This window comes from Xanthomonas sp. NCPPB 3959, from assembly GCF_056675575.1.
Genome location: NZ_JBWWVR010000010.1, coordinates 193,178 through 213,904, shown reverse-complemented (window position 1 = coordinate 213,904; position 20,727 = coordinate 193,178). Strand labels below are relative to the sequence as shown.

Genomic DNA, 20,727 nt, shown 5'->3' with positions numbered 1-20,727 from the left:
TGCAGGTCGTGATGTTGCGACGGCATCGTGCGCTGCGCTGGTCGGTGGCGACACGCAGGGGTGACTGTGCGGTGCGCGCGCTTTTCAGAGGGGTGAGTGCGGCACAGAGGCCATGTGGCGCAAGTCAGAGGGTGATGTTGCGCGCCGATGGAGTGGCATTGGTCCGGCCCGCCTGGCGAAGACGCCGCAGCAACCCAGCGGCGTCGATCGCCGCGCCTAGCTGCCGTCGCCGGTGATGCCGGTCAGCAGCGACAGCGCCGGGCTAGAGGGGCTGGTGTCGGACATACGTCGGGCGCGCGCCCTCCGCGGGGCGTCGTGGCGGGGGCCGAACCAGATCAGTGCCGTGGCCAGGCACGCCGGCAGCACGATCGCGAACACCACGATGGCCACAAGCACCCACTGCCAGAGATTGAAGGTTGCCATCATCGTGTCCGCCCCGCGGCGAGCTCCGCCGAGGCGGCAAGCTTCCGGGATCGGCTGCGAACGTGGCGTCGAGAAAGCACGGCCGTGCCTGCCGTTCGTCGGAACGAACGGGGTGCCGGCTATAGCGTTAGATCACGCGGGCGATGGGAGACAACCCGCGTGATTGCAGCAGCAACGCGGCGCATTGATCGCCCCGCACGCTCGCCGCTCCAGCCAGGCTCCGGCAACGCGCGTTGCCACGGGTCCGTCTGACGCCCGGCGGCTTCAGGCAAACCGCTCCAGCAGGAAATCGACGAAGCTGCGTACCGTGACCGAGCGCCAGCGGGTTTGGGGATAGAGCACGCTTAGTGGACGGTGCAGCTCCCGGTCCTGAAACAGCCGCACCAGCCGGCCCGCTTCCACGTCGGCACGCAACAGGAACGCCGGCTGCAGCACGATGCCCAGGCCCTGCAAGGCCGCCAGATGCAAGGCCGGGCCACTGGTGAGATGCAACTGCGCGCGCGACAGCGGGCCGATTCGCTCGCCGGTGTAGTCCTGCCACTGGCCAAGCGCCTTGGCATCCATCCCCAGGCATTGGTGCCCGGCCAGCTCGGCAAGCCGTTGCGGGGTACCGTTGCGGTGCAGATAGGCCGGCGTCGCGCAGCACCACAGGCGATAAGGCTGCAGCGCGCGCGCCACCAGCGAGGACTCGCCCAGCGCCCCGATGCGGACGGCTACATCAATGCCCTCGTCGACCAGATCCTGCACCCGATCGCTGAGCTGCAGATCCAGGCTCACCTGGGGATGGCGCTGCAGATACTCGCCAAGCACCGGCGTGAGCCCATAGGTTCCGAACGACACCGGTGCGGCGACCCGCAGCGGCCCGGCCGGTTCCAGGCGCTGACCGTCGGCCTGCACCTGTGTATCGGCGACCAGCTCAAGAATCTCCCGGCAACGCCCGTAGTAGGCCTCGCCAAAAGCGGTCAATCGCTGCCGTCGCGTGGTCCGCACCAGCAACTGCAGACCGAGACGTTGCTCCAGGGCGCGCAGGTGGTTGCCAGCCATGGTTGGGGAAATGCCATGCGCTTGCGCCGCCGCGGCGAGGCTGCCGCCGTCCACCACGCGGACGAACACCTGCATGCTGTCCAGCAGATCCATTCAACACTCCTGGTTGCCAACCAATGCAGGATAACGGCGTTTATCGCGGCTCGATAACGGATCAGGCTGGGGCCCTCACTCAGACGGACGTTGTCGATGGATCTGCAATTGCGTGAACACAAGGCACTGGTGACCGGCGCCAGCACCGGCATCGGCGCAGGCATCGCCCGCGTGCTGGCGGCCGAGGGAGTACAGCTGGCAATCACTGCGCGCCGCGCCGACAGGCTGGAACAGCTGGCCAGCGACATCGCGGCACAGGGTCACCCGCGCCCGCTGGTGATCCCCGGCGACATCACCAGCGCGACCGAGATCACGCGCATCGCCCGGGATGCCAGCCAGGCGCTGGGCCGGATCGAGATCCTGGTCAATACCGCCGGTGGCGCACGCCCTTTTACGGTGGAGGCCAGCGATGCGGACTGGGACGAAGCCTTCGCGCTCAACTTCGGCAGTGCCCGGCGCATGACCCAGGCCCTGCTGCCCGGCATGCGCCACCGGCGCTGGGGCAGGATCATCAACTTCAGCGGCAGCATGGAGCCACGCGAGGTCAACGGCGCCGGCGCGGCGAAGGCAGCGCTGCAGTTCTGGGCCAAGGGAATGGCCTCGCAGCTGGCGGCCGAGGGCATCACGGTCAATACCATCGCACCGGGACGCATCAACTCCGAACAGGTGCTGGACAAGCTCCATCCCACGCCGGAAGCGCGCCAGGCCTTCATCACGCGCCATGTGCCGATCGGCTACTTCGGCGAACCCGACGACATCGCTCATCTGGTCGCCTACCTGGCCTCACCACTTGCACGCTATCTGACCGGTGAGGTGATCGCCGTGGACGGCGGCCTGCACGCCTTCGCCCACTAGCACGACCGGCTACCGGCGTTACCCAGGACCGGTGAGGCCAGGCAGGCCGATATCGGCCGTAGCGTCCAAGGCCGCTGGCGCAGCGGCGTGGTGCCGGCACGCCGCTGCCGACGAGCGTTAGACCCTGCCACGTCCCGGTGGTGTCCCGGCAGCGACAGTGCCGGGCCGTGCTCAGCGCGCGTCGAGGTAATACCAGCGGCCGTCTTCGCGCACGAAGCGGCTGTGTTCGGTCATGCGCACCGCGCTGCCGCCGCCGATGCGGTAGCGGGCCAGAAACTCCACTTCGTCGGTGTCGGTGCCGGTCTCGATGGCGCGTTGCACGGTCAGGCCGAGCCAGGTGGTGCGGCCGCCTTCGTCCAGCGACAGCTCGGGTGGGCGCGTGGACGGATGCCAGCTGGCGAGCAGGTATGCCACATCACGGCGGACGTAGGCGCTGTAGCGCGCACGCATGAGGGTTTCGGCGTCGGGTGCGGTGGCGCCGGCGTGGTATTGCCCGCAGCACTGCGCGTAGGTGGCGGCGCGGCCACAGGGACAGGGATCGGTGGGTGTGGAGGTCGGCATCGGGCGATTGTGCGGGATGGGATTGGGGATTGGGGATTGGGGATTGGGGAGCGGTAAGCGGTAAGCGGTAAGCGGTAAGCGGGTTTCTACGCGTTTATGCTGTTGCCCCGTTATGCGGAGCGCCGTCTTGCTGGAACTGATTCCCACCGAATTGCCTTGGCTGCTGTGCATTGCCTTCGTTGCCGGATTGGTGGATGCGGCGGTTGGTGGGGGTGGGTTGATCCAGTTGCCGGGGTTGTTTGCCACGCTGCCGCAGCAGGCGCCGTCGCTGATTTTGGGCACCAACAAGTTCAGCGCGATGTTCGGCACCGGGGCGTCGGCGTGGCGGTATGCGCGCAATGTGCGCTTTCCGTGGCGGCCGGTGCTGTATGCCACTGCGGCGGCGTTTACGTTTTCGTTTCTGGGCGCGACGGCGGTCAGCCTGCTGCCCAAGCAGGCGGTGCGGCCGCTGATTCTGGTGCTGCTGGTCGCGATGTTGATCTACACGCTGATCAAGAAGGATTTCGGTGCGCTGCATCGTCCGCGCGAGATCGGTCGACGCGAGTTGATCACTGCCTTGGCAATGGGCGCGGCAATCGGCTTCTACGATGGGTTCTTCGGCCCGGGCACTGGGAGCTTTTTGATCTTCCTGTTCATCCGCTTTTTCGGGCTGGATTTTCTGCGCGCTTCGGCCGCAGCCAAGGTGGTGAACCTGGCCACCAACCTGGCGGCGTTGTCGTTCTTTTTGCCCAGCGGCCAGGTGATGTTGGCGATCGGCATTCCGATGGCGGTGGCGAACGTGGCCGGTGCGGTCGCCGGCACGCGGATGGCGCTGCGCGGGGGCACGCCGTTGATCCGCAAGTTGTTCCTGGTGCTGGTGATCGTGCTGATCGGCAAGATGGGCTGGGATCTGCTGCGTTGACGACCGCGAGCCAGACCGCACCGCATCGAACAGCCACGCGGCGCGCACCCGCAACCACGCACACCGACCTTCTTGACTGGCCCTTGCTCGCCCACCGTCGCGGGACCTTACGCGGCATGGATGCCGCGTAAGAGCCTACACGGACGTACTTGCGGCGTGTCCCGCGTCGGTGGGCGGGCAAGCGCCCTGCAGCCAAGCTGCAGATCAGCCGGCTGCGCATACCTGGCAGTTCTGTCAGCCACCCTTAGTCGCTTAGAAATCCATACTCAACGTTGCCGACAAGGTGCGCGGTGCGCCCGGATAATTGGTGGTCTGCGTCACCGGTTGCTCGATGTAGAAACGGTTGGCGATATTGCGCAGCATCAACGCCAGTTGATAACGGCCGCCGAAGCGGTATGCCGCCGAGGCATCGAAGCGCGTGTAGCCGGGAATGCGGTAGCTGTTGGCGAGATCGCCTTCGCGCTCGCCCACATGCACCGCGCCTGCGCCCAAGGTCAGGCCATACAGCGGCCCGCTGGCAACGTGATAGGTGCTCCACAAACTGGCACTGACACGCGGCACACCGCGCAGGCGATTGCCCTCCGGAATGACGGTGTCGCGGGTGACCTGTGCGTCCAGATAGCCGGCGCCCAGAATCAGCCGCCAGTTCTGGGTGAGCTCGCCGGTGATATCCATTTCCAGCCCGCGCACGCGCTGCTGGCCGGTGACCAGCACGAAGCCATCGTTGTCCGGATCACTGGTGGCGACGTTGTCCTTGGTGATCTGAAATGCGGCAGCGGTGGCGAGCACGCGGTTGTCGAATAGCGCGCTTTTCAGGCCGATTTCGTACTGGCGGCCGGTCTCCGGTGGTGCGCTGCCGCCGGCAAACAGGGTGGCGCTGCGCGGTCGAAACGACGTCGAGGTGTTGGCGTACAGCGACAGCTGCGGCGCCGCCTTCCACACCACGCCGATGCGGGGCGAGGCACGCCGGCCGTCTTCGCGGGTGCGCGCGCCGTTGTCGATGGTGGTCTGTTTCACATCGTCCCAGCGCACGCCGGCCAGCACATCCCAGCGCTCGCCGATGCTGATCTGATCCTGCACGTACAACGCGGCGTAACGCGCATCGACCTCGATGGCGCGCGCCGGCACATACGTGCCCGGCAAGGCGCCCTGCACCGGATTGGTCACGCTGATGCGGGCCAGCGGCGCGCGGGCTTCATCTGTCTGGCGATGCGCATCGACGTATTCGGCGCCGGCCAGCACTTGATGGCGCAGTGGGCCGGTAGCGAAACGCGCCAGCGCTTCGGTCTGCGACGTCGTTGCGCGTACCTGCTGGTCCTGGCGCACCGCACGGCGCTGCAGAAACGCACGGTCGGCGCTGACGCCGGTGAAGTCGGCCACGTCGCGGCCGCTGTCGCCGTCCTGGTGATTGAGGATCTGGCGCAGCGTCAGCCAGTCATTGGCGTCGACTTCGATGCGCCCGCGTGCGGTGCGCGAGCTGCCGTGATTGCGCGACCACGGCTCGCCAAAACTGCGCTCGGCCGGGCCACGCACCACGCCGTCGATGGCGACCAGACCGCGATCGCCCGGGCTGGTCTGGCGGGTGTATTCCAGATCCAGATCGGCCCGCAGTTGATCGCTCGGCCGCCAGGCCAGCGAGGGCGAGACGAACACGCGATCGCCATCGGCCTGCGCAGCGCGAAAGCTGCCGGTCTGCTGCGCGGCGGCGCTGACGCGGGCAGACACGGTCGGACTCAGCGGGCCGGTGACGCTGGACTGCACGCGGCGCAGGCCGTGTTCGGCCACCTGCACCGAGGCATTGCCGCCGAACACCGCATCCGGGCGCAGCGTGACCAGGTTGATCACCCCGCCAGGTTCGCCGCGCCCGTACAACACTGCGGCCGGGCCCTTGAGCACTTCCACCTGGGCGACGTTGGCCAGATCGCGCACGGTCTCGGTGAAGTTCTGCGCCGGGTTGAGCAGGATGCCGTCGACCGCATACGAGGACGCCTCGAAGCCGCGGATGACGAAGGTTTCCGAGCGATTGCCCTGGGTACCGCCGGGCTGCACGTTGGAGACATTGGCCACCACATCCACCAGCCGGGTGAGTTGCTGTTCGTCGATCACCGAGCGCGGCACCACCTGGATCGCCTGCGGAATGCGCTCCACCGGCGTCTGCGTGCGCGTGGCGCCGGCGGCTTTTTCCGGCCGATACAGGGCGCGCTTTTCGCTGACCACGATGGCGTCGAGCAGGCTGGCCTCCTGGGCGGCGGCCGGCAATGCGGCAAACAGGGACACGAACAACAGGTGGCGAGGCGCAGGCAGTGGGGTCATCGGGATCTTCAGCGGGGGCGATGCGCGCACTGGCGGGCACATCTGGGTCGCTAATGATAACGATTCTTATCTAGGTGTGCCGGCTTGCTGTGTCCCTGACCTGCGCCGCCTGCAACCGCAGCGTGGTGACGCAGGCATCCAGGCGTTGCGCTCAGCGTTTTCCGCGCGGCTTGCCTGCAGATCCGCGCGTGGACGCAGGACGTGCCCTGGCCACTGTGGTTTTGGCTGGCGCGGGCCTGGCAGTGCTGCGCGCCGCGGTGGCCTTGGTTGCTTTGGTTGCGCCACCCAGCGATGTAGTGGCGCGCCTGGTCGCTACCGCCGACTTGGCAGCAGGTGTCTTCGGCGCTGCCGTGGCTTTGGTCGGCTTGGCAGTCGGCTTGGCGGACGCGGTCGTGCGCCTGGATGCCTTCCCGGTATCTGCCTGCGTCTTGGAGGGTTTGGTCGGCGTTGCCGGCTTGCGCGCTGTGCCCGCTGCAGGCGATGCACGCCTGGCTGGTGCAGGCTTGGCGGATGCAGCCTTACCCGCTGCGGTCTTCGCCGATGCCGACTTGCCTGATCCCGCACGTGCGCTGGAAGCGGCGGTTTTCGAGGTCTTCGGCGCGGCTTGAACAGCCGGCGCCGATACCGGCGTGACCTTGCCGGCGCGCTTGCTCGCGCCGGCTGCCACGCCGTCCTGTGCAGGGGCGTCCTGAAGTGCCGCACCCTCAGCGCCAGAGACAGGACCGGTGCTGTCCATACGCGTTTCACCCCGCGTCGAACGGGCTGCATCCTCGCGCTGCGTAACACTCGCAGGCTGCTCCGCAATTGCAGGACCAGCCTCGTCTGCACGCGAGCGCTCGGGCAACTTGAGTCGCTGCGCCTGCTCGTCGTATTCGATCAGCAGCACGCCGGAGTTGTGCCGGCCGCTGATTTCCACAAAGCAGGCGCCGCCGATGAACGGCTCCAGCGTCATCACCGATTTCAATGGTGTGGCCACCACCATCTGGAAACCGAAGTTCTCGAAGATGTTCATCGCCAGCGCGGTGAATTCGTTGTCGGCCTTGTCGAAGGCTTCGTCCAGCACCACCGCGCAGTAACGCGGCAACTCGCCGTCTTCGCCGCCGAGCTGGTAACGCAATGCAGCTGCCAGGCAGGTGGTGGCCAGCTTCTGGCGTTGACCGCCGGATTTGCCGGCGCCGCTGCGGTAGATCTCCACCTGCGCGCGGGTCTGCGCATCCAGTTCAACGCCGATGAATTCCACATGCAGGCGCACGTCCAGCACCTGCTCGCGCCAGCGGCGTGCCTCCGGTTCCTGCGCGCCAAGGCGCGCCACCAGCTCGCGCAAGGTGGAAAACTGCGCCTCGGCCAGTGCGCGGTCTTCGGTCTGTTGATGCGACAGCACCGCACGCAATTGTTGCTGGAATTCCTGCACTTCGCTCAGGCGACGGTCGCTGACCTCGATGGTCAGCAGCGTGCCGCGATTGAACGGCACCTGCTCCAGGCTGGCGTTGACCTCGTCCATGCGCTGCTTGATACCTTTATGGGCCTCGGCGGTGTGGCGTTGCAGGGCCAGCAGATTGTTCTTGCTCTGGGTCTGCAGCAGGTCGAAGAAGCGGTGCTCGTGGCGCGGCAGGCCATCGCTTTCCAGGCGATCCAGCCGCGCGAGGAAATCGTCGGCACTGGCCAGGCTCACGGTGAAATCGCCGCTGTCTTCCGGCCACTGCTGGCAGTACTTGCGGAAGCAATCGAGCAGCTGCGCGCTGAGCCGGCTGTCGCGGCCCTGGCTCTCGGCCAGTTGCTCGGCCAGGCCGCGCTCGACCACACGGAAATGCGCTTCCAGATTGTCCAGCGACAGCGGTGCCAACGCCGCCAGGCGTTCGCGCAGGCCCTGCAGCTGGGTGGGCGTGAGCGCGGCGGTGCCGGCACGGCTGGCGCAGGCGGCGTGCTGCTGTTCGAGCCGGACACGCTCGCGTGCCAGCTGCGCGCGCTCCAGCCGCACTTCCTCGTAGGTGCGCTTGGCCTGGTCGCGCAAGGTGCGCGCGGTCTCGATCGCCTGGCCGAGCGCGCGCAGGCCGCTGTTGCCTTCGCGCAGCTGCTGCAGCTGTTCGTCGATATCGCTCAGGCGCTGCAACTTGGGGCCGACATCGATCTCGTCCCAGTCGCGCTCCACCAGGGTGTGCGCGGCCAGCTGCCGTTCCTGGTCCTGCTCGCGCTGCTTGCGCAGCGCAGCCACGTCGGCATCGCAGCCGGCGATGCGCTGGGCAAGCGTCTGCGCCTCGCGCTCGAACACCTTGAGTTTGTCGCGATTGTCGTGACCCAGCAACCAGCGTTTGCGGTCGTTGACCGCATGGCGGTCGTCTTTTTCATAGCGATCGCCGGGATGCTTGACCTGACCTTCGCGAGTGATGGCGCGGTCGGCATTGCGTAGCGCAGCGGCGTTGTCGACGCATTCGTAATCGAAGCGACGCATCAACTCGTTGCGCAGCCACTCGGTGAAGGCATGCTCGCGCAGCTGCAGCTTGCCCGGCAATGCACGCGCATCCGGCGTGCGCGCATGCAGCGCGTCGTTGCGGCGTACCCGGAAATACACCAGCCGCGTGCCGAGCTGGGTGCGGTTGACCCACTCGCTGACCTGCGCGTAATGCCGGTCGTCCACCAGCAGCGACTGCGCAAAACCGCTCAGCACGCGCTCGATCGCGCCGCGCCAGGCCGCCTGATCCTCGCGCACCTGCACCAGTTCGCCGACAAACGGCAGCGCGGCTTCGGCAATGCCGGTGTCCTCGCACAGACGCGCACGCAAGGCCTGCATCGGTGCCGGCATGCTCGACGGCGCGCGCTTCAACGCATCCAGTTCGGCGCGGATCTCGGCAAATCGCCGCTCATCGTCGCGGCGCGCACCCATGCGCTCGGCGATCGCCTCATCCAGCGCGCTGGCGTCGTGCTTGCCGTTCTCGAGCACGGTCTGGGCGTGCGCGATCTGCTCGGCAAAGCCGCTGGCGCCTGCAGCCAGGGCCGTACCGAGCTGGCGGCAGGCCTGTTCGATCTGCACGCGACGCCGCAGACGCTCGTCGCGCTCGCGCTCGACCCGGGCGCGCTCGCGTTCGAGCTCCTCGATCTGCTCGCCACCGGCGGCGCGTTGTTCGCGTTCCAGCCCGGCGAGTTTCTGTTCGTGATTGTCCAACGACTCACGCCGCTGCCCTTCTTCGCCGGCCAGCCCGCGGTCCTGGCTGTCGAGCTCGTGCAGGCGCGTCTCCAGCAAGGCCAGACGCTGCTGTTCGCGATAGTTGTCCACGCCCAGTTGCAGCTCGCGCAACTCGCCGACGCTGTGGCGCAAGGCCATCAGCGCCGCATGGTGTTCACGTGCCGGGCTGAGCGTTTCCACCTGGCGGCGTGCGGTGACCACCGCATGATGCGCGCCGTCGAGTTCGGCGAAGTCTTCCACCAGCCGGTCGGCCGCTTCGAACGTGCGCGGCTCGTCCAGCATGAAGCCGCGCAGGAACACATTGAGATCGCCCAGATTCTTGGCCGACTGGGTCTTGTGCAACAACCGCAACGCCATCTCGTTGCCGATGCCCAGCACATGCCGGAAGCGCTCTGCGTAGCCGGCGAAGCCGTCGAAATGCGCAACCTCCTCGCCAAGACGCGCCTTGAGCTTGCGCAGATCCAGATCGAAGCCATCCAGCTCGCTGGCCACGTCGAAGCTGCGCGGCGCGACCATGTAATGGCGGCGCACATCGGCCGCGGCATTGCCGCTGCCGGCGATCCAGAACAGGCGAATCAGGCTGACCGTCTCGCCATGCGCGTTGCGGTATTCCAGCACCAGCGCAGACCAGGTGGCACCCTTGCGCAGGTATTGGGTGGCGATTTCGCCCGAGGCGCTGTCCTGCTGATCGGCCCAGGCCCCACGCACATACGACACCAGGCTGCGATCGCGCCCACTGCGCTCGGCCTCGCGTGCGGCGGCATTGAAGTCGACGATGCTGGGCGGGGTCAGCAGTGCCGACATCGCGTCCAGCAAGGTCGACTTGCCCGACCCGGAGCGCCCGACGAACAGGAAGCCCTTCTCCGCGATCGGCACCTCGGTCAAGCCGTTGAACGTGCCCCAGTTGTGCACCTGCAACCGCCGCATGCGGAACTGCTGCGCGCGCTGCTCGGCAAGCGAATCAGTGAACAAGGACGCGCCCGGCTGCGCCGGCGACAGGTTGGACTGGGAATTCATGGCTCACTCACCAAAACGGGATGACAGGTAACGCTGAAGACGAATCACATCACGCATGTTTGAAGCAGGAAGGGGCGTATTGCGATCGGCCGTCCCCTCATCCGCCCTTCGGGCACCTTCTCCAGATGGAAGAAGGAACTTAGTCGAGCGCGACATCTCCCTCGCGCAAGCCGCGATACGCCACCACCAGGGCCTGCACGTCCTCTGCCGAGAACAACAACTTCAGCACCGGCGAGACCTCGTAGCGCTCTTCGCTGCCGCGCAACCGCGACAGCAACTGGTTCTCGCGCATTTTGCCGATCGCCGTCAGCACCCGTCGCGCGAATCCGGCGCGGTCGGTGGACACGTTCTTCTCGTAGACCGACAAGGCCTCCACCAACTGCGCCTCGTCCACCACCGCACGCTCGCCGCGCGTATCGGCTTCGGCCAGTTGCTGACGCAGGAACAGCAGCAGCACCGACTCGATAAAGGTCAGCGGCGCGCTGCGCAGCAAGGTTGGCGATTCCAGCTCGGCGGTGTCGGCCTGACGGGTGAAGGCCACCCCGCCCTCGCGGTCCAGTACCAGCTCCAGGAACAGCTCGCACAACACCTGGCGGATCGGCGCTTCGTTGCGCAACAGCGCAGGCCACAACGCACCGTGGCGTTGCGCGTCGATGCTGGGGCCGGCCAGCAGCTGGCACAGCGCGCGCCGCGCGTCGAACGGCAGCGTGCCGGTGTCGCCGAGAAACAGTTCGCCGCGCGGTTGTGCAAGCGATGTCTCCGTCAGCGGCATGCGGCCGGCATCGGCCGACGCGCCGGTGTCCTCGTCCGCATCCAGGCGGGTGTCCTCAGACCAGTTCATTACGTTTCTCCCGGGTGAACCACACCAAGGGAATGCGTGCGCGGCGCAGGGCGCCGTCGCCGCCTTCCCATTGCACCGTTTCCATCTGTCCGTCGATCACCACGCCGTGGCGCGTGCCCAGCGACAGGTAGCCGATCACGCTGCCCAGCCCCTGCGCGGCCGGGCGCTGCTGCAGCGCATCGCCAATGGTCAGGCGCGGGCGCTGGCCGAGCAGTTCGTGCAGATCGCGGCGCAGGCTGCGCACGTCGATCTCCGATTGCGCGACCAGATCGCCCACGCTGTCGAGCGAGATGTCCGCCGCATCGGCGGCCTGCACGCGGCCATCGACCTGGGTCAGGCGTGGGTCGTGCAGACGCCATTGCGATAGCGAGCGCAGGCGGGCAGCGCTCAATGCCTGCGTGTAGCCGGTGGCGGCGGTGGCATGCAGGCTGTCGCGCAGCTGCAAGGCTTCGCCCTGCGCCTGCTTGAGCAATTGATTGAGCCGGCGCTGTTCCAGATAGCCGCGGCTCTGCACGAAACCGCGCAGGCTGCGCGCGAAGTGCTGCATTACCGTGTGCACTTCGCCGCCGCGCTCCAGCAGCGTGCCGGTCAACCCGCGCAGGAAGGCGCGTTCGCGGCGGTCGAGCTTGCGGGCGAAGCCGCGTGCCAGCAGCGCATCCAGTGCCTGATCGAGCTGGTTGCTTTGCTGGGTGTCGTTGAGCAGGCTCCAGAACGCCTCGAAGGTGCGCCCGGCCTCGCTGTCGGCGATCACGTCCACGCCGTTGAACAGCTGCTCCAGCACATCGCCGCGCGCGCCTTCGTCGTCGATGATGCGCTCGCGGAACTGGCGGTTGAGCTGTTCGAAATCATCGCGCACGCGATGGAAATCCTCGGCCAGCTCATCGGAGAGATGGATCAGGTCGCGGGCACGCTCCAGCGCGCGCTTGCCATCCAGCGCGGCCACGCGCCCGGAGGCCACGCGCTCGATCTCGGCATCGATGCGCGCGCGTTCTTCGCGCAGGGCGGCCAGACGCAGCTCCGGGTCGGCTTCGGTCTGGCCAGCCAATTGCACCAGCTGCTGGATCACCAGCGACAGCCGGCTTTCGGTGGCGCTGCTGCTGCTCTCGCGCAGGCCGACGATGAAGCGGATGGCCTGGGTGGCCGCACGCGACAGTTCGTACTCTTCTTCGGCCGCGCCTTCGGGCAGGCGGCGTTCCAGCCAGCCCTGCGCCAGCCAATGCGCCAGATAGGCCTGCGCGGTACGCGGCAACTCGCGCGAGAGTTCGTCGGCGCGCAACACATCGAGCTGACGCTGCAGGCGCTCATGCAGCACGGCCGAGGGCAGGCGGCGTTCGCCGTCCATCAACACCGTCTGCAGCAGGCCGATCAGCTCCGGCGCGTGGTCGGCGGCGAGCAGTTTCCACACCGGCTGCTCGCGCAATTGGCGATAGCCGGCGATGCGTGCCTGGTGCTTCATGGCGACGGCAAGGGCTGCCTCAACGCTTGCCGCCCACTTCGATGAACTGCAGGAATTCGGCGCGGGTGCGGGCGTCTTCGCGGAAGCTGCCGAGCATCTTGGAGGTCACCATGCTGACGCCGCGCTTGTGGATGCCGCGGGTGGTCATGCACTCGTGCGAGCCTTCCACCACCACGCCGACACCGCGCGGTTGCAGCACGTCCTGGATGCACTGGGCGATCTGCGCGGTCATCTTTTCCTGCACCTGGAAGCGCCGCGCATAGCTTTCCACCACGCGCGCCAGCTTGCTGATGCCCACCACCTTGCCGCGCGGCAGATAGCCCACGTGCACCTTGCCGATGATCGGCGCCATGTGGTGCTCGCAATGGCTTTCGTAGGAGATGTCGCGCAGCACGATCAGCTCGTCGTAGCCGGCCACCTCTTCGAAGGTGCGCTCCAGGTACGCGCGCGGTTCTTCGCGGTAGCCGCTGAACCAGTCGCCATAGGCCTCGGCGACCCGGCGCGGGGTGTCGAGCAGGCCCTCGCGGGCCGGGTCTTCGCCGGCCCAGCGCAACAAGGTGCGCACGGCTTCTTCGGCCTGGGCCTGGGTGACGGAGGAATCGGGCTGGTCGGACTGGCTCATGCGCAGGTGCACCCAAAGGGGGCGAGCATGGTACCCGAGGACAGGCCAGCCACCCCAGCGGCGGTTGCGCCGGCTTGCACGGGTTCAGCAGCTATTGATTCATTATTGAATTGATAGCATCCTATCTATTATGACGAATCCCCCTCTGTCCTCCCGTGCGCAGCTCAGTTCCGGGCTGCTGGTCGCCGCCCGCCAATGGCAGCGGCTAGCCGACCAGGCACTTGGCGAATTTGGCCTGTCCAGCGCCTGCACCGGGCCGTTGCTGATGATCGGTCGCTCCGGCGGCGGCATCCGCCAGGTGACGCTGGCGCAGCAACTGGGCATGGAAGGCCCCTCCCTGGTGCGGCTGCTGGACAAGCTGTGCGCGCAGGCGCTGGTGCGCCGCGAGGCCGACAGCAGCGACCGCCGCGCCAATCAGTTGTGGCTCACCGATGCAGGCCAGGCGCTGGTCGGGCGCATCGAGATCCGCCTGGATGCGCTGCGCGCGGAGGTGTTCGGCACGCTCAGCGAGGCGCAGGTGCAGGTGGTGCTGACCTTGTGGGAGCAGATCGCGCTGGCGCATGCGCGGCTGGGCCAGTCCGACTAAGCGCCATGCGCGGCCCTTGCGGCGCGCGATGACAGTGCAGATGGCCGGCGCACACCACGCCGCCGGGCGCCTTTTTCTCTTCAGGAAGTAAGCGATGTACGGCGAATTCAGTCTCTACGGTGTGTTCGTACCCACCCTGCTGGCGTTGATGACGCTGGCCTACCTGCTCAACAGCGCCATCGGCGCGCTGCTGACCCGCGCCGGTGCGTATCGCCATGTCTGGCACCCGGCGCTGTTCAACCTGGCGCTGTACATCGCGCTGCTGGGCGGCCTGTTTTTCCTTACACGTTGGATGCAATCGTGAAAAAGCTGATCAAGACCGCGGGGCCGGCGCTGCTGACCCTGGCGATGGTGGTGGTGGCCGCGTTGGTGCTGCAGCACCTGTGGCGTTATTACATGGAGGCGCCGTGGACGCGCGATGCGCACGTGGGCGCCGATGTGGTGCAGGTGGCGCCGGATGTGTCCGGGCTGGTGGAATCGGTGGCGGTGGCCGACAACCAGGCGGTCAAGCGCGGCCAGCTGCTGTTTGTGGTGGACCGCGCGCGCTATGCGATCGCGCTGGAACAGGCCCGCGCCTCGCTGGCCGAGCGCCAGGCCACGTTGAGCCAGTTGCGCCGCGAGATCGCGCGCGACCGCAGCCTGCAGGACCTGGTCGCCGCCGAGGATGCCGAGGTGCGCCGCTCGAATGTGCAAAAGGCGCAGGCCGCCGTGGCCACCGCGCAATCGGCGGTGGACCTGGCCCAGCTCAATCTGGACCGCACGCAGGTACGCAGCCCCGCCGATGGCCATGTCAGCGACCGCACCGTGCGGGTGGGCGATTACGTCAGCGCCGGGCGCCCGGTGGTGGCGGTGCTGGACACCGGCTCGTTCCGCGTCGATGGCTATTTCGAAGAGACCCGCCTGCACGGCGTGCATGCCGGCCAGCGCGTGGACGTGCACTTGATGGGCGAGCCGGTCACCCTGCACGGGCATGTGCAGAGCATCGCCGCCGGCATCGAAGATCGCTACCGCAGCGGCAGCGCCGGCGCGTTGCCCAACGTCACTCCGGCGTTCGACTGGGTGCGGCTGGCGCAGCGCATCCCGGTGCGCATCGTGCTGGATCAGGTGCCGGCGCAGGTGCAGCTGATCGCCGGGCGCACCGCGACCGTGACCATCCTGCCGGACGCCGTGCGTGGCACTAGCAGCACAGCGCCTACGCGCGTGCAGGCAAAGGCTGCGCCATGAGCCGCGTTGTATTTCGTCATTTCGGTTTGGCTGCGGCACTGACTGCATTAAGCGCGTGCAGCACGGTCGGCCCGAACTACGCCGTGCCGGACGATTCGGCCTACCAGCGGCCGGCCGCCAACGCCGCGTTTCTCGACACCGGCAACGACCAGGTGCACCCCGGCGCACCGCTGCCGGCACGCTGGTGGGCGCTGTATCAGGACCCGATGCTGGACGAACTGATCGAACAGGCGCTGCGCGACAACGTCGAGTTGAAGGTCGCAGGTGCCAACCTGCGCCGCGCCGCCGCGGTCTACGAACAGGCGCTGGACGCGGGCGGTTTCGATTACGAAGTGGAAGCGGGCGTCAGCCGCGCGCAGGTCTCGGCCGAGGCCTTCCTGCAGGAAGAAAAGCTGCCGGTGTTCAACCTGGCCGACGGCAAGTTCGGGGTGTCGTATCAGTTCGACCTGTTCGGCAAGCTGCAACGCGGCGCCGAGGCCGCGCAGGCCGATACGCAAGTCGCCCAGGCCGCGATCGATCTGGCCCGCGTCAACGTGGCCGCGCAGGTGGCCGGCAGTTATGTGGAGATCTGCCACGCCAATCACGAGCTGCATGTGGCCGAGCATTCGCTGCAATTGCAGCAGCGCAGCCGCGACATTACCCAACGCCTGATCGATGCCGGCCGTGGCACACCGCCCGATCTGGCCCGCGCCACCGCGCAGGTGGCGATGCTGGAAGCGGCGCTGCCGCCGCTGCGCGCGCGCCGCCAGGCGGCCGGTTACCAACTGGCCGCGCTGCTCGGCAAGACGCCCGGCGAGGTGCCGGCCGGTGTGGACCGCTGTGCGGACGCGCCGGCCTTGCAGCAACCCATTCCGATTGGCGATGGCCGTGCGCTGCTGGCGCGTCGCCCGGATGTGCGCCAGGCCGAGCGGCGGCTGGCGGCGGCCACTGCGCGTATCGGCGTGGCCACTGCCGAGCTGTATCCGGATATCCGTCTGGGCGGCTCGATTGGTGCCACCGGCCTGCTGGCCGACTTCGGTGAGCCGGCCACACATGCCTGGTCGTTTGGCCCGCTGATTTCCTGGACGCTGCCGTCCAGCGGTGCGCGAGCCCGCATCCGCGCCACCGAAGCCGGCGCGGACGTGGCGCTGGCGCAGTTCGACAACACCGTGCTGCAGGCGCTGCGCGAGGTGCAGACCACGCTGTCGCGCTACGCGCAGGATCTGGACCGCCTGCATCTGCTGGAACAGGCGCAGCAACAGGCCGAGCTGGCCTCGTCGCAGAACCGGCGCCTGTATCAGGGCGGGCGCACGCCGTATCTGTCCAGCCTGGATGCCGAGCGCACGCTGGCCACCGCCGACATGACGCTGGCCAATGCGCAGGCGCAGGTCTCGCAGGATCAGCTGCAGCTGTTCCTGGCGCTGGGCGGCGGTTGGGAAACCACCGCCGGCCACACCGATACGACGGCCGCACGATGAAGGCGCTGCTGCGCGATCGCCAGGCCTGGCTGTTTTCGGCCAAGACCTTCGCCGCCTCGATCGCGGCGTTGTATGTGGGGCTGGCCGGCAATCTGTCGCGGCCGTATTGGGCAATGGCCACGGTCTACATCGTCTCCCAACCGCTGCTCGGCCCCACCCGCGCCAAGGGCGTGTACCGCGTGCTCGGCACCTTGCTGGCCGGCGTGGCCACCCTGGTGATGTTGCCGAACCTGGTGGAGACGCCATTGTTGCTCAGTGCGGCGATGGCGTTGTGGCTGTCGGCCTGCCTGTTCCTGGCGCTGCTCAATCGCGGCCCGCGCGGCTATGCGTTCCTGCTGGCCGGCTACACCACCGCGTTCATCGGCTTCCCTGCGGTGACATCGCCGGAGGGCATCTTCGACACCGTGGTGGCACGCAGCGAAGAGATCATCCTGGGCACGGTGATGGCGGTGCTGTTCGCGTCGCTGGTGTTTCCCGCCTCGGTGCGACCGATGCTCACCGCGCGCATCGGCAACTGGATGCAGGACGCCGCGCAATGGTGCCGGCAGGTGCTGCAGCGCGGGCCATCACAGGCACCGCGCAATCGCCTGGCGGCAGACCTGGTGCAGTTCGAAGCCTTGATCGCCTTCGTGCGCCACGACGACCCACGCCATGCCGGTGCCGCGCCCACACTGGAACACCTGCGCGCACGCATGCTGCTGTTGCTGCCGGTGCTGTCGTCGATCGCCGACCGCCTGGATGCGGTGCAGCGCGACGGGTCTGCGTTGTCGCCCGATATCGCTGCGCTGCTGGACGACGTCGCTGCCTGGGTGGATCAGGGTGACAAAGCGCGCAACGAAGATGATGTTGCCGCATTACGCGCACGTATCGCCGCGCACCATCCGGTGGTGGATCAGGACATCGAACATTTACTGCTGGCCAGCTTGCTGCTGCGGCTGGAAGAACTGCTCGACCTGTGGCAGGACTGCCGCGCGCTGGAGCAGGCGTTGGTACAGGGCACCGCGACTCCTGTGTTGCGTGCACTGCCGGGTGCGGCGAGACAACCTGCAACGGCGGAATCATTCAACCGGGGTAACACTGCGCAAAGTGATCCCGCTGTGCGTTCTCGCACGCGGCCTTCGTTGCTGCAGATTCTGGGCTGGTCGCGACGCGATGCTGTAACGACTGAATCAACCGAACAGACTCAGGCTGCACAAAGCGAAACCGCCGCGCGTTCGCGCATGCCCTCGTTGCTGCAGCGCCTGGGCTGGTCGCGACGCGATGCTGCAACCGCAGTTCCTCCAGAGCAGGCTGAGGCCGCATTGCTTGGGCACACTGGGCAGCTACGTCAGCGCTCCTCGCTATTGCAGCGACTTACCGGCTCACCGCGCGACACAGCCGATGCACCGGCACCTGCCAGCACCGCACGCCATATCGATTTCGGCATGGCTGCGTTTTCCGCATTGAGCGCGGGCTTTGCATTGATGGCGTACTGCGTGCTGTGGATCGGCATCGGGTGGGAAGGCGGCGGCAACGGCGCGATGATGGCCGCGGTCACAGCCGCGTTCTTCGCCGCACAGGACGACCCTGCGCCGAGCATGCTGTCGTTCCTGACCTGGGCGGTGGTGGCCAGCGTGGTCGCCGGCATCTATCTGTTCGGCATCTTCCCGGCCATCCACGATTTCCCCATGCTGGTGCTGGTGCTGGCGGCGGTGTTCCTGCCGATCGGCGCGTTGCTGCATCGCCCCAAGAGCATGTTGATCGCACTGCCGCTGGTGGTGAATCTCACCGCGTTGCTGAGTTTGCAGAACACCTATAACGCCAACATCCAGAGCTTCGTCAACGCGGCGGTGGCGATGGTGTTGGGCATTGGATTTGCCGTGGTGCTGACGCGGTTGTTTCGCTCGGTGGGTGCGGAATGGAGCGCGCGCCGCCTGGTACGCCAGGGCTGGCGCACGCTGGCCGAGGCTGCGGAAGGCCACGGTGCACAAGACCGGCAACAGTTCGCCTCCCGCATGCTGGACTTGCTTGGCTTGCTCGCACCACGCTTGGCACTGACGCCGGAAGGCAGCGATCTGGCCTCGGTGGACATGCTCAACGAAGTGCGTGTGGGCTTGAACATCCTGCAGCTGCGCAGCGCGCGGCACGGGTTGCCGCAGCCAAGCAGGGAGGCGGTTGACGCGATTCTCGCCGAGGTTGCGGCGCACTACCGGCAGCAGATTGCACACAAGCGGCCATTGCCTGGGCCGGATGCGCTACGCGATCGCCTGGATGCGTCGCTGGCGCGCGTCGGCAAAGTACCGGTGGGTACGCATCGCGATGAAGCGCTGCTGGGTTTGATTGGGCTGCGTTACAGCGTGTTTGCAAAGACAGTACAGCAGCCCAAAGACATCACACAAAAGCCGTCTGCTTTAGCCCCTCTCCCCTCGGGGCGATAAGGCACTGCTTGCGCGCCACTGGCGCGCGTGCCTTGGAGCGCCCGCGCCGCAAGCGCGGGCCGGGGCGCGGAGCGGGGTTGGGGTGAGGGTACGGGGCGAAGCCACTGGCAGTAAATGACACAAGGCTTCGCTCGTACCCTCATCCGCCCCTTCGGGGCACCTTCTCCCGACGGGAGAAGGGCAAAGCACATCAGCGCTTGCGCTGATGCATCGCCGCTTCGTCATCCAGCCAATTGCTGCCCTTGTTGGTCAGGAAGAACATGTACACCACCAACGACACTGCGATCACCGCGGTTGCGTAGATCACGAACTCGCTCACGTGGCCGGTCTTCAACGAGGCCTGGTACAACAACGGCGCAGTGCCACCGAACGCGGAGTTCGCCAGCGCATAGCCCAGGCCAACGCCCAGCGCGCGCACATGGGTCGGGAACAATTCCGCCTTCACCACCGCATTGATCGAGGTGTAGCCGGTCAGGATCACAAAGCCCACCGTCAGGATCGCGAACGCGGTCAACCAGTCGGTCTGCTTGGGCAGCTCCATCACCAGGAACCAGGTGTAGAGCACCCCGCCGATGCCGAAGAACACCAGCAGGCTCTTGCGCCCGACGATGTCGGACAGCCAACCGCCAATGGGCTGCATCAGCATCAACACCGTCAGCGCGACCAGGTTGATGATGGTGCCGGCCATCACGTCGCCACCGGCAAACGCGGTCTGGATCATCTTCGGCCCGGTCACCGAGTAGGTATAGAACGCGATGGTGCCGCCGGCAGTGATCAGGAAGCACAGCAGCAGCGGACGCCACTGATTGACGAACAGCTCGCGCATCGAGCCGGAGGCCTTGGCCTTGCCGGTGCGCGAATCGGCGATGGATTCGGAGCTCAGCGACTCGTCCATGGTCTGGCGCAGCCAGAACACCACCAACGCACCGATGCCGCCCAGGCCGAACGCCACGCGCCAGCCCCACTCGGACACCTGCGGCGCATCGAAGAAATGCAGCATCACCAGCAACGTGGTCTGCGCCAATACATGCCCGCCAACCAGCGTCACGTAATGGAACGACGACAGAAACCCGCGCCGGCCCGGAATCGCTGCCTCGGACATGTAGGTCGCACTGGTGCCGTACTCGCCACCGGTGGCAAAGCCCTGCAGCAGACGCGCCAGCAACAGGATGATCGGCGCGGCGATGCCGATCGTGGACACCGTCGGGGTGATCGCGATGACGAACGAGCACAGCGCCATCATCGACACCGAAATCGTCAACGCCAGGCGCCGGCCATAACGGTCGGCAAAGCGGCCGAAGTACCACGCGCCGATCGGGCGCATCAGGAAGGTCATCGCAAAGATCGCCCACACGAACATCGTGGCGTTCTTGTCTTCCTTGGAGAAGAACTGCGATTCGAAATAGACCGCAAACACCGAGTAGACGTAGACGTCGTACCACTCGACCAGATTGCCGGCCGAGCCCTTGAGCGTGTTGGACACCGAACGGCGAAGGCTACCGGGGGCTGCGCCAGAACCGGCGGCGATCGGGGACGTTGGGGGTGCGCTCATGCAGTCAGAACCTTGTGGGTGGGACACCCGGCAGTATAGGTGCGCGCTTGTGTGACGCATGTAAGCATTTCGGCGCATAGGCAGGCGCCACGCAAGCAGCTAGTGCGTCCGGTTTGCGAGCGGGCGGCAGCCAACGCGGAGCGTGCGCTTGTGTCGTTGCATAACAACGTCCACTAGTTGCGCT

At 66.9% G+C, this 20,727-nt stretch carries 15 protein-coding genes and 1 pseudogene; 7 read left to right on the top strand and 9 right to left on the bottom strand.

Annotated features, from left to right (window positions below; translation table 11 throughout):
• Nucleotides 1–216 precede the first annotated feature (216 nt).
• Both AC1KVG_RS13745 and AC1KVG_RS13740 read right to left on the bottom strand, forming a co-directional pair.
• Nucleotides 217–423: a hypothetical protein gene (locus AC1KVG_RS13745; protein ID WP_039518438.1), complete on the bottom strand. Its 207-nt coding sequence runs from the start codon at nt 421–423 to the stop codon at nt 217–219.
• Between the two features lie 264 nt (nt 424–687).
• Nucleotides 688–1,560 carry a LysR family transcriptional regulator gene (locus AC1KVG_RS13740; protein ID WP_102585275.1) on the bottom strand — a complete coding sequence of 291 codons (873 nt, stop codon included), beginning with the start codon at nt 1,558–1,560 and terminating at the stop codon, nt 688–690.
• A gap of 96 nt (nt 1,561–1,656) precedes the next feature.
• Between AC1KVG_RS13740 and AC1KVG_RS13735 the strand changes: the two genes are divergently transcribed.
• Nucleotides 1,657–2,415 carry an SDR family NAD(P)-dependent oxidoreductase gene (locus tag AC1KVG_RS13735; protein WP_176340326.1) on the top strand — a complete coding sequence of 253 codons (759 nt, stop codon included), beginning with the start codon at nt 1,657–1,659 and terminating at the stop codon, nt 2,413–2,415.
• Nucleotides 2,416–2,586: 171 nt separating this feature from the next.
• On the opposite strand, the gene AC1KVG_RS13730 is transcribed toward AC1KVG_RS13735, so the two are convergent.
• Nucleotides 2,587–2,976, bottom strand: a complete 390-nt coding sequence (locus AC1KVG_RS13730; protein WP_481094756.1) for a YchJ family protein — start codon at nt 2,974–2,976, stop codon at nt 2,587–2,589.
• A gap of 112 nt (nt 2,977–3,088) precedes the next feature.
• On the opposite strand from AC1KVG_RS13730, the gene AC1KVG_RS13725 reads away from it, so the two are divergent.
• Nucleotides 3,089–3,877 carry a sulfite exporter TauE/SafE family protein gene (locus AC1KVG_RS13725; RefSeq protein ID WP_481094755.1) on the top strand — a complete coding sequence of 263 codons (789 nt, stop codon included), beginning with the start codon at nt 3,089–3,091 and terminating at the stop codon, nt 3,875–3,877.
• A 252-nt stretch (nt 3,878–4,129) separates the two neighbouring features.
• Here the strand turns inward: AC1KVG_RS13725 and AC1KVG_RS13720 are convergent, their stop codons facing one another.
• The 5 genes and pseudogenes from AC1KVG_RS13720 to folE all read right to left on the bottom strand — a co-directional run bounded on the left by AC1KVG_RS13720 (nt 4,130) and on the right by folE (nt 13,307).
• Nucleotides 4,130–6,190, bottom strand: coding sequence for a TonB-dependent siderophore receptor (locus tag AC1KVG_RS13720; protein WP_481094754.1), 2,061 nt, complete (start codon nt 6,188–6,190; stop codon nt 4,130–4,132).
• A 798-nt stretch (nt 6,191–6,988) separates the two neighbouring features.
• Nucleotides 6,989–10,388: pseudogene (locus tag AC1KVG_RS13715) on the bottom strand (ATP-binding protein); the annotation flags it as partial.
• Between the two features lie 139 nt (nt 10,389–10,527).
• A complete protein-coding gene (locus tag AC1KVG_RS13710; protein ID WP_481094753.1) occupies nt 10,528–11,229 on the bottom strand; it encodes a DUF4194 domain-containing protein in 702 nt (233 codons plus the stop codon).
• Nucleotides 11,216–12,685, bottom strand: a complete 1,470-nt coding sequence (locus AC1KVG_RS13705) for a DUF3375 domain-containing protein (protein ID WP_481094752.1) — start codon at nt 12,683–12,685, stop codon at nt 11,216–11,218. Before AC1KVG_RS13705 ends, AC1KVG_RS13710 begins: the two co-directional genes overlap by 14 nt.
• Before the next feature lie 19 nt (nt 12,686–12,704).
• Entirely contained in the window at nt 12,705–13,307 is a 603-nt protein-coding gene (gene folE, locus AC1KVG_RS13700; protein WP_043889569.1) for a GTP cyclohydrolase I FolE, read from the bottom strand.
• Between the two features lie 130 nt (nt 13,308–13,437).
• On the opposite strand from folE, the gene AC1KVG_RS13695 reads away from it, so the two are divergent.
• The 5 genes from AC1KVG_RS13695 to AC1KVG_RS13675 all read left to right on the top strand — a co-directional run bounded on the left by AC1KVG_RS13695 (nt 13,438) and on the right by AC1KVG_RS13675 (nt 18,991).
• Nucleotides 13,438–13,893 (top strand): MarR family winged helix-turn-helix transcriptional regulator, encoded by a 456-nt coding sequence (locus tag AC1KVG_RS13695; RefSeq protein WP_481094751.1) that lies wholly within the window; start codon nt 13,438–13,440, stop codon nt 13,891–13,893.
• A 94-nt stretch (nt 13,894–13,987) separates the two neighbouring features.
• A complete protein-coding gene (locus tag AC1KVG_RS13690; RefSeq protein WP_005996740.1) occupies nt 13,988–14,197 on the top strand; it encodes a DUF1656 domain-containing protein in 210 nt (69 codons plus the stop codon).
• Nucleotides 14,194–15,117, top strand: coding sequence for an efflux RND transporter periplasmic adaptor subunit (locus AC1KVG_RS13685; protein ID WP_481094750.1), 924 nt, complete (start codon nt 14,194–14,196; stop codon nt 15,115–15,117). The genes AC1KVG_RS13690 and AC1KVG_RS13685 overlap by 4 nt, the downstream gene beginning before the upstream one ends.
• The gene (locus tag AC1KVG_RS13680; RefSeq protein ID WP_481094749.1) at nt 15,114–16,574 is read left to right on the top strand and encodes an efflux transporter outer membrane subunit; all 1,461 of its coding nucleotides are present in this window, start codon (nt 15,114–15,116) and stop codon (nt 16,572–16,574) included. The genes AC1KVG_RS13685 and AC1KVG_RS13680 overlap by 4 nt, the downstream gene beginning before the upstream one ends.
• Entirely contained in the window at nt 16,571–18,991 is a 2,421-nt protein-coding gene (locus AC1KVG_RS13675; RefSeq protein WP_481094748.1) for an FUSC family protein, read from the top strand. The genes AC1KVG_RS13680 and AC1KVG_RS13675 overlap by 4 nt, the downstream gene beginning before the upstream one ends.
• A 190-nt stretch (nt 18,992–19,181) precedes the next feature.
• On the opposite strand, the gene AC1KVG_RS13670 is transcribed toward AC1KVG_RS13675, so the two are convergent.
• Nucleotides 19,182–20,543 carry an MFS transporter gene (locus AC1KVG_RS13670; RefSeq protein ID WP_104551084.1) on the bottom strand — a complete coding sequence of 454 codons (1,362 nt, stop codon included), beginning with the start codon at nt 20,541–20,543 and terminating at the stop codon, nt 19,182–19,184.
• Nucleotides 20,544–20,727: the final 184 nt, after the last annotated feature.